Origin of the sequence: Edaphosphingomonas fennica (genome assembly GCF_003034225.1) — a bacterium.
Lineage (GTDB): Bacteria > Pseudomonadota > Alphaproteobacteria > Sphingomonadales > Sphingomonadaceae > Sphingomonas_E > Sphingomonas_E fennica.
Genome location: NZ_PHHF01000001.1, coordinates 133,799 through 150,147, shown reverse-complemented (window position 1 = coordinate 150,147; position 16,349 = coordinate 133,799). Strand labels below are relative to the sequence as shown.

At 70.1% G+C, this 16,349-nt stretch carries 19 protein-coding genes; 13 read left to right on the top strand and 6 right to left on the bottom strand.

Features of this window, described 5'->3' with window-relative positions:
* Nucleotides 1-77: 77 nt before the first annotated feature.
* From hpf to CV103_RS00645, 5 genes are read left to right on the top strand one after another with little or no spacing between them, the layout of a single operon-like run.
* On the top strand, nt 78-665 hold the full coding sequence (gene hpf, locus CV103_RS00665; RefSeq protein ID WP_015458768.1) for a ribosome hibernation-promoting factor, HPF/YfiA family: 588 nt from the start codon (nt 78-80) through the stop codon (nt 663-665).
* A gap of 7 nt (nt 666-672) precedes the next feature.
* Nucleotides 673-1,182 carry a PTS IIA-like nitrogen regulatory protein PtsN gene (gene ptsN / locus CV103_RS00660; protein ID WP_015458769.1) on the top strand — a complete coding sequence of 170 codons (510 nt, stop codon included), beginning with the start codon at nt 673-675 and terminating at the stop codon, nt 1,180-1,182.
* Nucleotides 1,172-1,642 carry a PaaI family thioesterase gene (locus CV103_RS00655; RefSeq protein ID WP_015458770.1) on the top strand — a complete coding sequence of 157 codons (471 nt, stop codon included), beginning with the start codon at nt 1,172-1,174 and terminating at the stop codon, nt 1,640-1,642. Before ptsN ends, CV103_RS00655 begins: the two co-directional genes overlap by 11 nt.
* Nucleotides 1,639-1,977 carry a DUF1491 family protein gene (locus CV103_RS00650; protein WP_015458771.1) on the top strand — a complete coding sequence of 113 codons (339 nt, stop codon included), beginning with the start codon at nt 1,639-1,641 and terminating at the stop codon, nt 1,975-1,977. Before CV103_RS00655 ends, CV103_RS00650 begins: the two co-directional genes overlap by 4 nt.
* Before the next feature lie 36 nt (nt 1,978-2,013).
* Nucleotides 2,014-2,499: an MmcB family DNA repair protein gene (locus tag CV103_RS00645; RefSeq protein WP_015458772.1), complete on the top strand. Its 486-nt coding sequence runs from the start codon at nt 2,014-2,016 to the stop codon at nt 2,497-2,499.
* A gap of 81 nt (nt 2,500-2,580) precedes the next feature.
* On the opposite strand, the gene CV103_RS00640 is transcribed toward CV103_RS00645, so the two are convergent.
* Nucleotides 2,581-3,192, bottom strand: a complete 612-nt coding sequence (locus tag CV103_RS00640) for an ankyrin repeat domain-containing protein (protein ID WP_015458773.1) — start codon at nt 3,190-3,192, stop codon at nt 2,581-2,583.
* Between the two features lie 61 nt (nt 3,193-3,253).
* Between CV103_RS00640 and CV103_RS00635 the strand changes: the two genes are divergently transcribed.
* The 3 genes from CV103_RS00635 to CV103_RS00625 are packed head-to-tail and all read left to right on the top strand — an operon-like array spanning nt 3,254 to nt 4,975.
* Nucleotides 3,254-3,850 (top strand): SCO family protein, encoded by a 597-nt coding sequence (locus CV103_RS00635; RefSeq protein ID WP_041864875.1) that lies wholly within the window; start codon nt 3,254-3,256, stop codon nt 3,848-3,850.
* Nucleotides 3,838-4,278, top strand: a complete 441-nt coding sequence (locus CV103_RS00630; protein ID WP_015458775.1) for a YcgN family cysteine cluster protein — start codon at nt 3,838-3,840, stop codon at nt 4,276-4,278. Before CV103_RS00635 ends, CV103_RS00630 begins: the two co-directional genes overlap by 13 nt.
* Nucleotides 4,259-4,975 carry a M48 family metallopeptidase gene (locus CV103_RS00625; RefSeq protein WP_015458776.1) on the top strand — a complete coding sequence of 239 codons (717 nt, stop codon included), beginning with the start codon at nt 4,259-4,261 and terminating at the stop codon, nt 4,973-4,975. Before CV103_RS00630 ends, CV103_RS00625 begins: the two co-directional genes overlap by 20 nt.
* Here CV103_RS00625 and CV103_RS00620 read toward each other — a convergent pair.
* From CV103_RS00620 to CV103_RS00600, 5 genes are all read right to left on the bottom strand, one after another.
* Entirely contained in the window at nt 4,951-7,011 is a 2,061-nt protein-coding gene (locus CV103_RS00620) for a transglycosylase domain-containing protein (RefSeq protein ID WP_236626759.1), read from the bottom strand. The two genes, CV103_RS00625 and CV103_RS00620, sit on opposite strands and share 25 nt — an antisense overlap.
* A gap of 64 nt (nt 7,012-7,075) precedes the next feature.
* Entirely contained in the window at nt 7,076-7,486 is a 411-nt protein-coding gene (gene msrB / locus CV103_RS00615) for a peptide-methionine (R)-S-oxide reductase MsrB (RefSeq protein WP_015458778.1), read from the bottom strand.
* Nucleotides 7,487-7,518: 32 nt separating this feature from the next.
* Nucleotides 7,519-8,613, bottom strand: coding sequence for an NAD(P)/FAD-dependent oxidoreductase (locus CV103_RS00610; RefSeq protein WP_107393602.1), 1,095 nt, complete (start codon nt 8,611-8,613; stop codon nt 7,519-7,521).
* Complete coding sequence (locus tag CV103_RS00605; protein ID WP_107393601.1) at nt 8,592-9,287, bottom strand: methyltransferase domain-containing protein; 696 nt, start codon at nt 9,285-9,287, stop codon at nt 8,592-8,594. Before CV103_RS00605 ends, CV103_RS00610 begins: the two co-directional genes overlap by 22 nt.
* Nucleotides 9,284-10,363: a type III polyketide synthase gene (locus CV103_RS00600; RefSeq protein ID WP_107393600.1), complete on the bottom strand. Its 1,080-nt coding sequence runs from the start codon at nt 10,361-10,363 to the stop codon at nt 9,284-9,286. Before CV103_RS00600 ends, CV103_RS00605 begins: the two co-directional genes overlap by 4 nt.
* 192 nt (nt 10,364-10,555) lie before the next feature.
* Between CV103_RS00600 and CV103_RS00595 the strand changes: the two genes are divergently transcribed.
* Genes CV103_RS00595 through CV103_RS00575 form a run of 5 tightly spaced genes read left to right on the top strand, consistent with a single transcriptional unit; the run spans nt 10,556 to nt 16,323 of the window.
* Nucleotides 10,556-12,073 (top strand): aldehyde dehydrogenase, encoded by a 1,518-nt coding sequence (locus CV103_RS00595; protein WP_107393599.1) that lies wholly within the window; start codon nt 10,556-10,558, stop codon nt 12,071-12,073.
* Complete coding sequence (locus tag CV103_RS00590; RefSeq protein ID WP_107393598.1) at nt 12,070-13,452, top strand: glutamine synthetase family protein; 1,383 nt, start codon at nt 12,070-12,072, stop codon at nt 13,450-13,452. Before CV103_RS00595 ends, CV103_RS00590 begins: the two co-directional genes overlap by 4 nt.
* 23 nt (nt 13,453-13,475) lie before the next feature.
* On the top strand, nt 13,476-14,363 hold the full coding sequence (locus tag CV103_RS00585) for an ABC transporter permease (RefSeq protein ID WP_015458784.1): 888 nt from the start codon (nt 13,476-13,478) through the stop codon (nt 14,361-14,363).
* The gene (locus CV103_RS00580; protein ID WP_015458785.1) at nt 14,360-15,199 is read left to right on the top strand and encodes an ABC transporter permease; all 840 of its coding nucleotides are present in this window, start codon (nt 14,360-14,362) and stop codon (nt 15,197-15,199) included. Before CV103_RS00585 ends, CV103_RS00580 begins: the two co-directional genes overlap by 4 nt.
* On the top strand, nt 15,199-16,323 hold the full coding sequence (locus CV103_RS00575) for an ABC transporter ATP-binding protein (RefSeq protein ID WP_015458786.1): 1,125 nt from the start codon (nt 15,199-15,201) through the stop codon (nt 16,321-16,323). The genes CV103_RS00580 and CV103_RS00575 overlap by 1 nt, the downstream gene beginning before the upstream one ends.
* Nucleotides 16,324-16,349: the final 26 nt, after the last annotated feature.

The window sequence follows — 16,349 nt, the reverse complement described above, 5'->3', positions numbered from 1 at the left end:
CGGGCAGAAGACCGGGCCTAAGGCGCGGCCGCTCCCGAACCACGGTGCGGTCGCACAGACTAATCGGAGGTGAAGCCATGGAAATCCGCGTTTCGGGTCATCAGGTCGACACCGGCGATGCGCTGCGCGCGCATGTCGAGGAACGGCTGCAGGGCATCGCCGACAAATATTTCTCGCGCAGCCTGTCGGCGCAGGTGACGTTCGGAAAAGGGCCTCACGACAACGGTTTTTCCTGCGATATCATCGCGCACGTCATGCAGGGCGTGATCCTGAAGGGATCGGGCCAGGCGATGGAGGCCCATCCGGCCTTCGATCTGGCGGCCGACAAGATCGAAACGCAGCTTCGCCGCTACATGCGCCGCCTGAAGGATCGCCACAGCAGCGGCGCCGGCGCCGTTAACGGCGTGGAATATGATGCCGGCTATACGGTCTTCGATGCCGGTGATGAGGAAACCGAGGCGGATAATCCGGTGGTGATCGCCGAAACCCGCGTCGACGTGCCCGAAACCAGCGTCTCCGATGCGGTGATGATGCTCGATCTGCGCAACACCACCGCGCTTCTGTTCCGCAACAGCGGCACGGGCGCCTATAACATGGTCTATCGCCGCACCGATGGAACGATCGGCTGGGTTGAACCCCAACGGGCGGTTTCAGCGGGAAATTGATCCTATCGTGAACAATGAAGTGAATGCGGTGGCGGGGCTCGCCCGGGCGCCTGACGATCTGAGCGATCTGCTGGCGCCCGAGGCGATCCTGGCGACCCTGCCCGTGCCCAACAAGAAGGTGCTGTTCCAGCAGCTCGGTTCGATCGCGGCGAAGCTCGCCGGGCTCGATGCCAAGCAGGTGGTGGAACGGCTGGCCGAACGCGAACGCCTGGGCTCCACCGGCTTCGGCGGCGGCGTGGCCATTCCGCACGGCAAGATCGACGGGCTCGATCGGGTGGTGGGCGCGTTCGTGCGCCTGGCCGCCCCGATCGATTTCGCCGCGATCGACGACATGCCGGTCGATCTCGTCTTCCTGCTGCTGTCGCCGCCCGATGCCGGGGTCGAGCATCTGAAGGCGCTCGCGCGGGTCAGCCGCCGGCTGCGCGATCGCGCCTTCGTCGCCAAGCTGCGCGGCGCGGGCTCGGAAGACGCGCTCTATGCGCTGTTCGCGACCGGCGAGGCGCGCAATGCCGCCTGAGGATGCCGTGGCGGAGCATCCGGGGGAAGCGCATTTCCGCGCCCTGGAATCGCTCTACGCCGCGGCGCCGATCAACCAGATCTTCCATTCCCGGCTCGAGATCGTCGAGCCCGGCTTCGCGCGCATCCGCTTCAAGGTGGATGAAAGCGTCCACCATGCCGCCGGCGCGGTGCACGGCACCACCTATTTCAAGATGCTGGACGATGCCGCCTTCTACGCCGCCAACAGCCTGGTGGCGGAGCATTTCCTGCTGACCACCGCCTTCAACCTCTATTTCACCCGGCCGATCCTGGGGGGCGAGCTGGTGGCCGAGGGCAAGTGGATCAGCGGCCGCCGCCGCGTGCTGGTGGCCGAGGCCCGGCTGGTCGATGCCGATGGCGAGGAGGCCGCGCGCGGCACCGGCACCTTCATGCGATCGCGCATCCCGCTCGCCGAGCTGCCCGGCTACCGCCTGCCATGACGGCGCGGCTGGCGGCCGGGGTCCTCGTATCGGCGCTGATCCGCCGGGTCGAGGCCACGGGCGGCAGCGGCATGGTGCTGGCCAGGGGCGATCCGGTTTCGGGCGCGATTCTGCTGGTGATCCTCGATCGCGGGAGGACGCTGGCGGTGCTCCAGCGCACGCTCGATGCCGAAGGCCGCTATCGCTGGGCGGAAACCGGCCCCGCGGATCCGGATGCCCCCGGCGTGCTCGCCGATTATATCGCCCGGCAGCGGCGGTTCGATCCCGATCTCTGGGCCGTCGAGCTGGACGGGCCGGACGCACGCGCCATCGCCGATGAGATGACGGGCGGCTGACCTTGGATTTGTTCCCGTGATGTTCTAGAAAGCGGCATGGCCGCCACAGCCGAATCCTGTTTCGACGATATGCCGCTGGTCGCGCGCGACGTGGCGCGCGGCGTTTCCCGCCTGCTTTTCCGGCAGGATAGCTATGCCCTGTGCGAGGTGCCGCTGGCCAATGGCCGCCGCGCGGACCTGTTCGCGATCGACGCCAAAGGCGGCATCACCATCGTCGAGATCAAGGTTTCCCGCGCCGATCTGCGCGGCGACTGCAAGTGGCAGGAATATCTGGATTATTGCGATCGCTTCTTCTGGGCGGTGCCCCAGGGATTCGATCTCTCGCCCTTCGATGAACCCGGCTTCCTGCCCGAGACGGCCGGGCTGATCGTGGCCGATCGCTACGATGCCGCCGTGATGCGCGATGCCGCCCACCGGCCGATGCCGGCGCCCCGGCGCAAGGCGGAAACGCTGCGCTTCGCCCGGCGCGGCGCGCTCAGGATGCTGGGCGCGCTCGATCCGGGGCTGGCGGGCATGGATTAGGGCGATCTCGCCGCGATCGGCATCGATCGCCGGCCGGGAAATCGCGACAGCGCAGGAACGCCCGCGCCCGGCCACCCGCTCCTACAGGGTCGGGCCGGCGACGGGGCCCTTGGGCTTGGTGCCCTTCGCGTCCTCGATCATCTTCAGGATGATGTCCGACCGCCCGTCCTGCCGGGCATAATCGCGGGCCGACATGCCGGCGATGCGATCGGGCATGCTGGCGTCGGCGCCCGCCGCCAGCAGCAGCCGCACCGATGCGACGTCGCGATTCTGGACGGCGATGATCAGCGGCGATTCGCCCCGGCTGTTGGTGGCGTTCACGTCGCCCTTGCCGGCGATCAGCGTCTGGATGCCGTCGGCGAAGCGCAGCTGGGCGGCGGCGATCATCGGCGTATTGCCCTCGCCGTCGCGGATATTGGGGTTGGCGCCCTTGGAAAGGAGGAAGTTGAGCCAGGTCGCGTCCCGCCGCTTCACCACGATATGGAGCGCGGTGTCGCCGGACGTCGTCTCCTTGGTGTTGATGATGGTCGATCCGGGCTTTTCGACCATCTCGGTCACGACATTGCCGTCCCGGTCGCGCACCGCCTTCAGAAACTTGTAGGAATCCGAAAATTGGGCCGCCGCGGGCGTCGCCGCGATCATCATGGCGGCCGCCGCCGCCACCCATCGACCCCAAAAGCCAGAACCCCGCATAACCACTCGTCCCGTCCTGCCGGCGCACGCGCCTCACTTGCACTCGGGCCAATAGCAAAGCATGGCTGGTCATGCCATGAACAAAGCCCGTCTCGCCGCCATCCTGCTGCCCCTGCTGTTCGCCGCCTGCCAGGCGCCGCCCGGCGAGGCGCCGCTGGCCGGCGCCCGCATCGGCGGCCCCTTCACCCTCACCAGCCAGACCGGCGCGAAGGTCAGCGACACCCAGTTCGCCGGCAAATACCGGCTGATCTATTTCGGCTACAGCTATTGCCCGGATGTCTGCCCGGTTGATCTGCAGAAGCTGATGCAGGGACTTGCGCGGCTGGAGAAGAGCGATCCGGCGAAGGCCGCCAGGATCCAGCCGATCTTCATCACCGTCGATCCCGCGCGCGATACGCCCGCGGTGCTGGCGCAATATGTCCCGGCCTTCCACCCGCGCCTGATCGGCCTTACCGGCACGGAGGCGGAAATCGCCGCCGTGGCCAAGGAATATGCGATATATTATCGCAAGGCCGATGGCGGCACGGCCGATGCCTATCTGGTGGATCACGCCCGGCAGGCGACCTTGTTCGGCCCCAAGGGCGAGCCGATCGCCCTGATTCCGCAGGAAGGAACGCCCGATGAGATCGCGGCGGAGCTGGCGAAATGGGTGAGCTGAAACCCTTCTGGGAAACCACGCCGCTCGACCGCATGAGCCGGGACCAGTGGGAATCGCTCTGCGACGGCTGCGGCAAATGCTGCGTCCACAAGCTGGAGGATGACGATACCGGGGAATTATTCCCCACCAACATCGCCTGCCGCCTGCTCGACCGGCGCAGCGGCCAGTGCCGGGACTATAAGCATCGCCGGGCCTATGTGCCCGAATGCGTGCGGCTCACGCCCACCCTGCTCCGCAAGATCGACTGGCTGCCGTCGACCTGCGCCTATCGCCTGGTGGACGAGGGCAAGCCCCTTCCCGAATGGCATTATCTGGTCTGCGGCGATCGCGAGGCGGTGCACCGGGCCGGCGAATCCGTGCGCGGCTGGACGGTTTCGGAAGACGAAGCGGGCGATTACGAGAATCATATTGTCGATCGACTCCTCTGATCCCGTCTTCACCGGCGGGGGGCGGACACGGCGGCTGGAGGTGCGGCGCATGGCGCAGGCGCGCGCGCTCAGGCTCGCCATCGATCCGCGCGACGGCGCCGTGCGGCTGACGCTGCCGAAGCGCGCCGCCCTGCGCCACGCGCTCGACTGGGTGGAATCGAAGCGGGACTGGATCGAGGCGGCCCTGGCCCGCCTGCCGGCGGCGGTGCCGATCGTCGCCGGCGGCGAGGCGCCGTTCGAAGGCCGGCTGCGCCTGATCGACTGGCGCGAAGGCGCCCCGCGCGCGGTGCGGCTGGAGGAGGATCGCTTCGTGCTGGGCGGGCCGGCCGATACGATCGCCGCCCGCCTGCTGCGCTGGATGCGGGCGGAGGCGCTCATCCGGCTCGATCGCGAAACGCGCGCCATGGCGGACGGCGCCGGCGTCTCGATCGCGCGGGTGGCGGTGGGCGATCCCCGCACGCGCTGGGGAAGCTGCTCGGCCACGGGCGACATACGTTATAGCTGGCGGCTGGTGCTGGCGCCGGTCGAGGTCCGCGAGGCGACGGTGGCGCATGAGGTGGCGCACCGGCTGCATATGGATCACAGCCCCGCCTTCCACGCCGCCGTCCGCCGCCTGCTCGGCCGCGATCCCGCGCCCGAGCGTGCCTGGCTGCGCGCCAACGGCGCCGCGCTTTACTGGTTGGGCCGGGTCGGCTGAGGCGGGCGCTCGCCGCGCGGCGAGCGGCCCAGGGCATTGTCGAGCCAGCGATCGTCCAGCCGCTCCTCGGGCGCGGCCGGCTGCTGCGCGTCCTCCGGTTCGGGGGCGGGGGGGGCCGGCTGGGCGTCGGGCTCGGGCGCCACCGGCATGCCGTTCTCGTCCACGAAGCCCTCGGTCGGCTCGCCATAATAGGCTTCGGCGTCGGGCTCGAGCTGCCAGTCGGGCAGCGTCACCTCGGTATCGAACTTCTCGATCGGCCGGTTGGCCACCGCCACCTTCATGAAATCGCGGAAGGCGGTGGCGGGCGCGCGGCCGCCCTGCAGGCCGCCGACCGGCTTGGCATCGTCGCGGCCCATCCACACGCCGGTGGTGATCCCGCTCGAAAAGCCGAGGAACCAGCCGTCCTTGTTCGACGATGTCGTGCCCGTCTTGCCGGCGACGGGCCGGTCGATCTGGGCGGCGCGGGCCGTGCCGGTGTTGACCGCCGTCTGGAGAAGATCGGTCATCTGCGCGGCGACATAGGGCGCCACCAGCACGCGCTGGTCGTCGGGCTGATGCTCATACAGCACCTCGCCATTGCCGGCCGTCACCTTGATGATGCCGTAAGGCACCACCGCCACGCCCTTGCGGCTGACGGCGGCGAAGGCGCGGGTCATGTCGATCAGTCGCACGTCGGAGGTGCCGAGCACCATCGAGGGGTGGGTGTTGATCGGCGTGGTGATGCCGAAGCGGCGGGCCATGTCCGCCACGGTGGAAAAGCCCACCTCCTGCCCCAGCTTCGCCGCGACCGTGTTGATCGAGAAGGCGAAGGCGGTGCGGATGTCGATCTCGCCGGCATAGCGGCGGTTCGAATTGCGGGGGCTCCAGCCGTTGATGTCGATCGGCTCGTCGACCACGATGTCCTTGGGCGTGTGCCCGGCCTCGAGCGCGGCCAGATAGACGAACAGCTTGAACGCCGATCCCGGCTGGCGCACCGCCTGGGTGGCGCGGTTGTAGATCGACGACACATAATCCTTGCCGCCCACCATCGCGCGCACCGCGCCGTCCTGGTCCAGCGATACCAGCGCGCCCTGCAGCCCTTCGGGCGTGTTCGCGCGGATCGCCGCGTCGGCGGCGCGCTGCATGTTGATGTCCAGCGTCGTCCACACGTCGATCGGCTGCACCGTCTCCTCGATCATCGTGTCGAGCTGGGCGAGCGCCCAATCGGTGAAGTAGCGGACGCTGTTCTGCTTCGGCTCGGGCGCGAGCTTGACGTTCATGGGATCGGCGGCGGCCATTTCGGCCGGCGTGATCATGCCCTGCTCGCGCATCAGGCCGAGGACGACGGAGGCGCGGCCCACGGCGGCCTCGGCATCGGCGGTCGGCGAATAATTGGACGGCGCCTTCACCAGCCCGGCGATGATCGCCGCCTCGCCCAGGCTCAGGTCCGTGCCCGGATGGCCGAAGAATTTGCGGCTGGCCGCGTCGATGCCATAGGCGCCGCCGCCGAAATAGACGCGGTTCAGGTATAGCTCGAGGATCTCGTCCTTCGAGAATTTGCGCTCCATCGCCAGCGCGAGGATCCATTCGCGGAACTTGCGGCCGAAGGTGCGGGTGTTGGTGAGGAAGATGTTGCGGGCGAGCTGCTGGGTGATCGTCGATCCGCCCTGCGCCCAGCGCCCGCGCTCGACGCGCACCATCACCGAACGGATCATGCCGATCGGATCGATGCCGGGGTGCAGGCGGAAGCGCCGGTCCTCGGTGGCGACCATCGCATCCTTCATCGCCTGCGGGATGCGGTCATAGGGGATCCACTGGCCGTAGCTCGGCCCCATCGACACGATCACGGTGCCGTCGGCGGCGTGGACGCGGATCATCTGCCCGTTGGGCGAGGATTGCAGCTCCTGATAGCCCGGCAGGGTCGATCGCGTGACGAGCACCGCGACCACCAGCGCCGCGAACGCGGCAAGGCCCGCGAAGAAGCCATATTTGGCCACCTTCACGGTCGCGCCCCAGATCGGGCCTCTTTGCGGTCGGGGACGCTTCCTGGATGCCATCTTCGCTGTGGGGGATTAGAGCCTATCCGGTCCCGCCACAAGCCGGGATGGGCCGAAGCGTTGTTCAGCCGCCATGGCCCCTGGAACGGCCCCTGAAGTCCAGCGACACGCTGTTGATGCAGAATCGCAGGCCATCGGGGCCGGGGCCGTCGGGGAACAGGTGGCCCAGATGCCCGTCGCAGCGCGCGCAGCGCACCTCCACCCGGCGCATGCCGTGGCTGTCGTCGGCATGCTCGGTCACCGCGTCGGGGTTGAAGGGGTGGGTGAAGCTGGGCCAGCCGCTGCCCGAATCGAACTTGGCGTCGCTGTCGAACAGCACCGCCCCGCAGCCGGCGCAGCGATAGGTGCCGGGGGCCTTGTTGTCGGTCAGCAGCCCGGTGAAGGCGCGTTCGGTGCCGGCCTCGCGCAGCACATGATATTGCTGCGGGGTCAGCCGTTTCCGCCATTCCTGCTCGGACAGGTCGAGTCGCTCCATGGCGGGAAATGTGGAAGCCGGCCGGTGGGCGGTCAATGGCCGACGCGGGTGAGGCGCGCGGCCAGCGCCGCCGCGCCGGGCAGGGCGGCGGCGCGGAGCAGCAGCGCGCGGTGCGGGCCCTCGGCGAGTCGGCGGATCGCGCCGGCGATGGCGATCGGCCGGCGGGTGCGGGCAGCCAGCGCGCGGGCATGGTCCGCGGGCGACCGGCCGGCCAGGAAGGCGCGCGCGGCGATCGCGCCGCTGGCGAGCGCGATGGCGATGCCGTCGCCGGCCAATGAGGCGATGACGGCGGCCTGATCGCCCACGCGGTAGAGCGCCTCCTCTGCGCCGAGGGGTTGTTGCCACCCATAGGGCACCGCCGCGATCGCCTGCCAGGCTTCGCCGGTCGCCGCCGCCCCGCCGATGCGCGCGGCGAAACGGGGGGAGGCGGCGGCCAGCGCGGCGATCAGGCGGGCGGGGTTCCCGTCCGCCTCCGCCAGCCGCGATCGGGCGACGGAAAGGCACAGATTCACGCTGCCGTCCTCCTGCACCAGCAGGCCGGCATAGCCGCGATCGAACAGATGAAGCTCGATCCGGCCGGCAAGATCGGGGTCGGCCGGCAGCACGGTGCGCAGGCCGACGGCGGGATCGGCGCCCGGCGCGGGGCGGGGCCGGGGGCTGCCGCGCAGGTCGTGCTTGCCGGTGGCGAGGAAGACGGCCGGCGCGGCGATGGCGCTGCCGTCGTTGAGGCGGACGATGGCGCCGCCTTCGGGCCGGTCCTCGATCGCGCGGGCGGCCCGGCCGGTTTCGACGATCGCGCCGAGCGCCAGGGCGCGATCGCGCAGCGCGGCGTCGAGCGTGGCGCGCGACAGGCCGGCGGCGGCGAAGGGCAGGCGGCGTTCGACCATATGGCCGTGGGCGACGATGCGGAGGCGGTGGATCGGCCGCGCGCCCAGCGCCGGGGCATCGATGCCGAGCGCGGCGAGGGCGGCCAGCGCATCGCCGCCGAGGAAGCCGCCGCACACCACCGGCCGGGGCGTTGCCGCGCGCTCGATCAGCAGCGGCGGCCGGCCGGCGGCGGCGAGCGTGATCGCGGTGGCCGCGCCCGCCGGCCCGCCGCCGACGATCAGCGCATCCGTTCGACGCATAGCCGGAAGGGGAAGCGGCGGACGATGCGGGCGCCGTCTATCCCCGCCTCCGCCAGGATCGCCCGCCATTCGGCCGGGCGGAAGGCGCGCGCGATCGAAAGCCGGCCGTCCGCCGCGACGATCGGGTGCCAGCGCATCAGGGCGGCGAGCAGGGGGAAGCCGGCATGGGCGAAGCCGTGGCGGTGGAGGTCGTTGACCAGCCAGCCGGCCCGCGCCTCGGCCTCCATGAAGCGCAGGAAGGCGCGCAGCTGCGCATCCGTCATATGATGGGCGACGAGGCTGGAGACGATGAAGTCGAAGCCCGCGCCGGCAAGGTCGGCATAGTCGCCGGTGCGATAGTCGATGGCGGTGCCGATGCCGGCCGGCGTCGCCGCGCGGGCGGCGGGCGCGCTGTTGGGGTTGAGGTCCACGCCGACGAGATCGGCGGCGATCCCGCGCCGGGCCGCCCAGCGGGCGATGCGGCGCAGCATGTCCCCCTCGCCGAAGCCGACGTCGAGCAGGCGGAAGCGATCGCGGCCGCGCAGGCCCCGCGCGAGGAAGGACAAGGTGGGCCGGGCGGCGAAGGTGACGCGGTTGACCTGGGCGAGATCGGCGAGGACGGCCGCATAATCGGCCGCCGGCAGGGTGGGATCGTCCATCCGCTCCTCGGTCCGGGCGCGGATGGCGAGGCTCATGCCGCGTGCCCGAAGCCGAAGCCCTCGGCGGCGAGGCCGGGGCCGAAGGCGAGCGCCACGCCCGGCCCCTCGGCCCCGGCGGCGAGCAGGTCGGCCAGCACGAACATCAGCGTCGCGGAAGACATGTTGCCGAAGCGCCGCAGCACCGATCGCGATCCTTCCAGCGCCCCGCCGGCGAGGCCGAGGCCATGTTCCACCGCGTCGAGGATGGATCGGCCGCCGGCATGGACCGCCCAGGCGGCGACGGCGGCGGGATCGGCGCCGGCGGTGAGGGCGGCGCGGAAGCCGGGATCGGCGAGCGCCGTCGCGATGCGGCCGGGCACCTCGCCCGAAAGGTGCATGGCGAAGCCGTGATCGCCGATCCGCCAGCGGATCAGTCCGGCCGAATCGGGCAGCGTCGCGGCGAAGAAGCGATCGAGCGTAAGCCCCGGCCCCTCGGCCGTGACGAGGGCGGCGGCCGCGCCGTCGCCGAACTGGAGCATGGCCAGCAGCGCCTCCAGCTCGTCGGCGGGCTGGAGGTGGAGGCTGGAAAGCTCCACCGTCACCACCAGCACGCGCGCCGCCGGCTGCGACCGGGCGATATGATGGGCGACGCGCAGCGCCGCGACCGCCGCATAGCAGCCCATGAATCCCACCAGCGTCCGCTCGATCCCGCCGTCCAGCCCCAGCCGTTCGGCGATGATCTGGTCGATGCCCGGCGCGGTGAAGCCGGTGCAGCTCGCGACGACGAGGTGGGTGATGCCGTCCAGCGCCGTCCTGCGGCCGAGCGCGGCGACGGCTTCCAGCGCGAGCGCGGGGGCTGCGCTGGCGTAAAGGGTCATGCGGGCGCCGGTGCCGGGCATGCCGGCCGCGTAGAAGCCGCCGGGATCGACCGGCGATCCGCCGTCCGTGCCGTGCGGCAGGATCGACCAGCGATGGTCGATGCCCGATCGCGTCGCCATGCGCCGGAAGAGCGCGCCTTCGCGCGTCCCCAGCCGCGCCTCGGCCCAGCCCTGGAAGGCGGCGTGGATATCGTGATCGGGAACCGCGGTGCCGATGGCGGTGATACGGGCACAGGATCGATCCAAGGGCGGCATCCCGCAATGCGCCGCGCCTGCCGCGCGACGGGCAGGATATAGTGTCTCCCAAGGGGCAGGACAACGCCGCCGCCAAAGTCGCGCCGCGCGACTCGGGGGCCGGGGGGGGAGGCCGATTTTGGCGGCTTCCCGTGCCGCCCGCCGCCGCTTATGGTGGGGCGGGGATTTGGAGGGCAGGATCGTGAGGGATCTGTGACGGAGCGCCCGACACCCGGCCTGACCGACAATCTGGCGCGGATCGCCGGCCTGGCGCTGCCGTCGCTGGCGGTGATCGACGGGGAGCTGCGGCCGGCGCGGGCCGGCGGCACCTTCGCCAACCTCTCCCCCCGCGACGGCAGCCTGATCGCGGAGGTGGCGTCGGGCGGGACCGCCGATATCGACATCGCCGTGGCCGCCGCGCGGCGCGCTTATGCGGACGGGCGCTGGCGCAACCTGCCGCCGCGCGATCGCAAGCGCATCCTGCACGCCCTGGCCGATCTGATGGAGGCCCATGCCGAGGAGCTGGCGCTGCTGGAGACGCTGGATACCGGCAAGCCGATCCACGATGCCCGCGCGATCGATATCCCGCTCGCCACCGGCACCGCGCGTTATTATGCCGAGGCGGTCGACAAGCTCTATGGCGAGGTGGGGCCGCACCATCCGGCGCGGCTGTCCTATGCGGTGCATGAGCCGCTGGGCGTGATCGGCGCGATCGTGCCGTGGAACTTCCCGCTGCACATGGCGCTGTGGAAGGTGGCGCCGGCGCTGGCGATGGGCAATTCGGTGGTGCTGAAGCCGGCCGAGCAATCGCCGATGACGGCGATCCGCCTGGGCGAGCTGGCGCTGGAGGCGGGGCTGCCGGCGGGCGTGCTGAACGTGGTGCCCGGCCTGGGCGGGACGGCGGGCAAGGCGCTGGCGCTCCACATGGATGTGGACATGATCGCCTTCACCGGATCGGGCGCGGTCGGTCGGCTGCTGATGGGCTATGCCGGCCAGAGCAACCTGAAGCGGGTGAGCCTGGAGCTGGGCGGCAAATCCCCCCAGATCGTCTTTCCCGACTGCCCGGACATGGAAGCCGCCGCGCAATCGGCGGCGTGGAGCATCTTCTTCAACCAGGGGCAGGTGTGCACCGCCGCCTCGCGCCTGCTGGTGCATGAATCGATCCGTGGCCCGTTCCTCGATGCGGTGATCGCCGTCGCGCGGAAGATCGCGGTGGGCGATCCGCTCGATCCCGCCACCCGCTTCGGCGCGATGGTGAGCGCGGAGCAGATGGAGCGCGCGCTGGCCTATATCGCCACGGCCGGGGCGGAGGGCGCCGATCTGGTGCTGGGCGGCGGCCGGGCGCGGGCGGAAAGCGGCGGATTCTATGTCGAGCCCACCATCTTCGATCGCGTCGCCCCGGATGCGACGCTGGCGCGCGAGGAGGTGTTCGGCCCGGTGCTGGGCGTGATCGGCTTTGCCGGCGAGGCGGAAGCCTATGCCATCGCCAATGACAGCGTCTACGGCCTCGCCGCCGGGGTGTGGACCGCCGATGTCGATCGCGCCCACCGCGCGACGCGGGCGCTGAAGGCCGGCCTCGTCTGGGTGAACGGCTGGGATGCGTGCGACATCACCATGCCCTTCGGCGGCTTCCGGCAATCGGGCTTCGGCCGGGATCGCAGCCTGCACGCGATGGAGAAATATGCCGATCTGAAGGCGGTGAGCTTCACCATCCGGGGAGGGGCCGTTTGAACCGGCCGCCGCCCGCCGGCTTCGTCGCCGATCCGGCGGAGCTTGCCGCTTTCCTGGCGGCCCATCCGCAGGTCGCGCTGTTCGAGATCCTCTATACCGGTCTTTCCGGCGTGCCGCGCGGCAAGAGGGTGCGGCGGCACGAAATGGCGCCGGTCTACGATTATGGGCGCTTCCTGCCGGGGTCCATCCAGGTGGTGGACATCACCGGGCGCGATTGCGAGGAGACGGGTCTGGTCTGGGAGGATGGCGATGCCGACCGGCGGGCCAGGCCGGTGCCCGGCGGCATCGTGCCCGCCCCCTGGCTGGGCGCGGACGTGGCGCAGGTGACCTGCTCGCTTCACGAGCTGGACGGCACGGTCTGCGCGCTCGATCCCAGGGCGATATTGCAGCGGGTGATCGATCGGTTCGCCGCCGACGGGCTGACGCCGGTGGTGGCGTGCGAGCTGGAATTCTACCTGATCGACGGCCGGCGCGGGCGCGACGGCGCGATCCGCCTGCCGCGCGGCGCGGGCATGGGCGTGGAGGTCTATGGCCTGCCGCAGCTTGAGGAAGCGTCCCCCTTCCTGCGCGATCTGTGGGCGGCCTGCGACGCGCAGGGGATTCCGCTGGAAGGGGCCATATCCGAATGCGCGCCGGGCCAGCTCGAACTCACGCTGCGCCATCGGGCGGATGCCCTGCGCGCGGCCGACGATGCCGTCGCCTATAAGCGCGCGGCCAAGGGCGTGGCGCGGGTGCATGGCTGCGATGCGACCTTCATGGCCAAGCCCTGGGCGGACCGGGCGGGAAGCGGCCTCCACCTCCATCTCAGCATCGCGGATGCGGCGGGGACAAACCTGTTCGCGGCGGACGATCCGGCGGGCACGCCGATGCTGCGCCACGCGATCGGCGGCATGCTGGCGCTGATGGCGGAAAGCGTGGCGATCCTTGCCCCCAATGCCAACAGCTATCGCCGCTTCCGCCCCAACAGCTACGCGCCCACCGCGCCCACTTGGGGAATCAACAACCGCACCGTGGCGCTGCGCGTGCCGGCGGGTCCGGCGCCGACGCGACATATCGAGCATCGCGTCGCCGGGGCGGATGCCAATCCCTATCTGGCGGTGGCGGCGCTGCTGGCGGCGGCGCATCACGGCATCAGCCGGGGGATCGATCCCGGCCCGCCCGTCACCGGCGATGGCTATGCCGCGGCGGCCGGCGCGGGATCGCGGCTGCCGGGCGACTGGTTCGATGCGCTGCGCCTGTTCGATCGGTCGGCGATCCTGCGCGATTATCTGGGCGATCGGACGGTGGACATGTTCGCCACCGTCAAGCGGACCGAGCAGGAACGCTTCCACGAACATGTCACGGCGCTTGATTACGACTGGTATCTGCATAACGCGTGAAACCGGCGGAAACCGGGGGACGGATGGCGACGAGCGAGGAACAGGACTGGAAACGGGCGAGGGGGCCGTTCGCGGCGGTGTTCACCGCGCCGGCGCTGTGGCTGCTCGCCTTCTTTGTCGTGCCGCTGGCGATCGTCTGGGCCTACAGCTTCGGCGAGACGACGACCCCCACGACGATCGAGATCAGCGGCACCTTCCGCCATTATGTCCGCGCCTTCGATCCCGTCTATCTGGAGATATTCCTGAAATCGGCGTGGATGGCGGCGCTCACCACCGCGCTCTGCCTGGTCGTCGGCTTCCCCGTGGCGCTCGCCATCACCTTCGCGCCCGAACGGGCCAAGGCGTGGCTGCTGCTGCTCATCATGCTGCCCTTCTGGACCAACCTTCTGATCCGCACCTATGCGCTGATGGCGGTGCTCCGGCGCGAAGGCTATGTGAATGCGGGCATCGGCCGGATCGCCGAGGCGCTGGGCTGGCAGTTCGATCCGCTGCCGCTGCTCCACAACAATTTCGCGGTGGTGCTGGGGCTGGTCTACGTCAACCTGCCCTTCCTCGTGCTGCCGCTCTATGCCGCGCTCGACCGGCTGGATCGGTCGCTGCTGGAAGCCAGCCTCGATCTCGGCGCCGGGCATCTGCGCACCATCCGGGAAATCGTGGTGCCGCTGGCGATGCCGGGCATCCTTTCGGGCCTGCTCATCACCTTCATCCCGGCCCTGGGCAGCTATCTGACGCCGGACCTGCTGGGCGGGCCGGACAGCCAGATGATCGCCAACGTGATCGAACGCCAGTTCAAGCGCGCCAATGACTGGCCGTTCGGGGCGGCCCTGTCCTTCATCCTGATGTATCTCACCTTCATCCTGATCGCTGGGCAGACGGTGCTGGCCGGGCGCCGGCGGCGGAGGGAGCCGTGAGGCGGGAGGCGGCCGGGCCGCTCGATTATCTCGCCCGCTGGCCGCTCCGGCTGTGGATCGGGCTGGTGGCGCTGTTCCTCTATGCGCCGCTCGTCACGCTGATGCTGTTCAGCTTCAACGAATCGAAGCGCAACATCGTCTGGACCGGATTCACCTTCGATTGGTATTTCAAGGCGTTCCGCAATGCCGGCCTGCTGGAGGCGTTCACCAATTCGCTGGCGATCGCGGCGATCGCGACGGCGATCAGCGTAGTGCTGGGGGCGCTGGTGGCGGTGGCGTGCTGGCGCTTCCGCTTCCCGCTGAAGCCCGCGTTCGAAGGGGTGCTGGCGCTGCCGATCGTGGTGCCGGAAATCTGCATGGGCGTGGCGATGCTGGTATTCTTCGCCCGCGTCATGCCGTGGCCGGCGGGGCTGCCCTGGCCGTTCAACCTGGGCGCGATCATCATCGCCCACGTCTCCTTCTGCTTCCCCTTCGTCGCGGTGATCGTCCGCGCGCGGCTGGCCTCGTTCAACCGCGAGCTGGAGGAAGCGGCCAAGGATCTGGGGGCCAGCGAATGGCGCGCCTTCATCGACGTGCTGGTGCCGCACATGCGCCCGGCGCTGGTGGCGGGCGCGCTGCTGGCCTTCACGCTCAGCCTCGACGATTTCGTCATCACCTTCTTCACCGCCGGGCCGGATACGGTGACCTTCCCGGTCAAGGTCTATTCGATGGTGCGCTTTTCGGTGACGCCGGAGGTGAACGCCGCCTCGACCGTGCTGATCCTGCTGACGGTGGCGCTGACGGCGGTGGGGCTGAGGTTGCAGGGCCGCGACATGGCCCGGAGCAGGGGGATTTGATGGCGGAAAAGGCGCTGATCCGGATCGAGGGCGTCACCAAGCGCTTCGGCCAGTTCGCGGCGGTGGACGATGTGACGCTGGACATCGCCGAGGGCGAGTTCTTCGCGCTGCTCGGCCCTTCGGGCTGCGGCAAGACGACCCTGCTGCGCATGATCGCGGGGCTCGAGGTGCCGAGCGAGGGCCGTATCCTGATCGATGGCGAGGACATGGCCGGCGTGCCGCCCAATCGCCGGCCGGTGAACATGGTGTTCCAGTCCTACGCGGTGTTCCCGCATATGAGCGTGGCGGATAATGTCGCTTATGGCCTGCGCATGGAAGGCGTGCCCAAAGCGGAACGGGCCGATCGGGTGGCGGAGGCGCTGGCGCTGGTGAAGCTCGACGGGCTGGAGGCGCGCAGGCCCGATCAGCTTTCCGGCGGGCAGCGGCAGCGCGTGGCGCTGGCCCGCGCGCTGGTGAAGCGGCCGCGCGTGCTGCTGCTGGACGAGCCGCTTTCCGCGCTCGATGCCAAGCTGCGCGAACAGATGCGCTTCGAGCTGGCGCAGATCCAGGACGAGGTGGGCGTCACCTTCGTGATGGTGACGCACGATCAGGATGAGGCGCTGGCGCTGGCCACGCGCTGCGCCGTGATGAATCGCGGCCTGTTGCAGCAGGTGGCGACGCCCGACGATCTCTACGAATATCCCGCCAGCCGCTTCGTCGCCGATTTCATCGGCAGCGTGAACCTGTTCGAGGGCGAGCTGGCCGTGGACGAGCCCGGCCACGCGATGGTCACCTGCCCCACGCTCGCCGCGCCCATCTATGTCGATCATGGCGTGACGGGCGGCACCGGCACCACCGTCTGGGCGGCGATCCGGCCCGAGAAGATCGAGATGCTCCACCGCCCCGAAGGCGGGCTGCCGCCCACCGTGGCGGGGGTGCCGGCGGGCAGCAACGTGGTGGCCGGCATCATCCGCCACATCGCCTATCTCGGCAGCGAGACGGTGTATGAGGTGGATGCGGAAGGCGGCGCGCGGGTCAAGGTGCTGCGGCCCAATGTCGCGCGCTACGAGGAACGCGGTTTCGACTGGGACGAGCCGGTCTGGCTCGCCTGGCATCCGCGGTCGCCGGCGGTGCTGCTGTCATGAGCCGCCGCCCGCGAACGGAGGAGGCG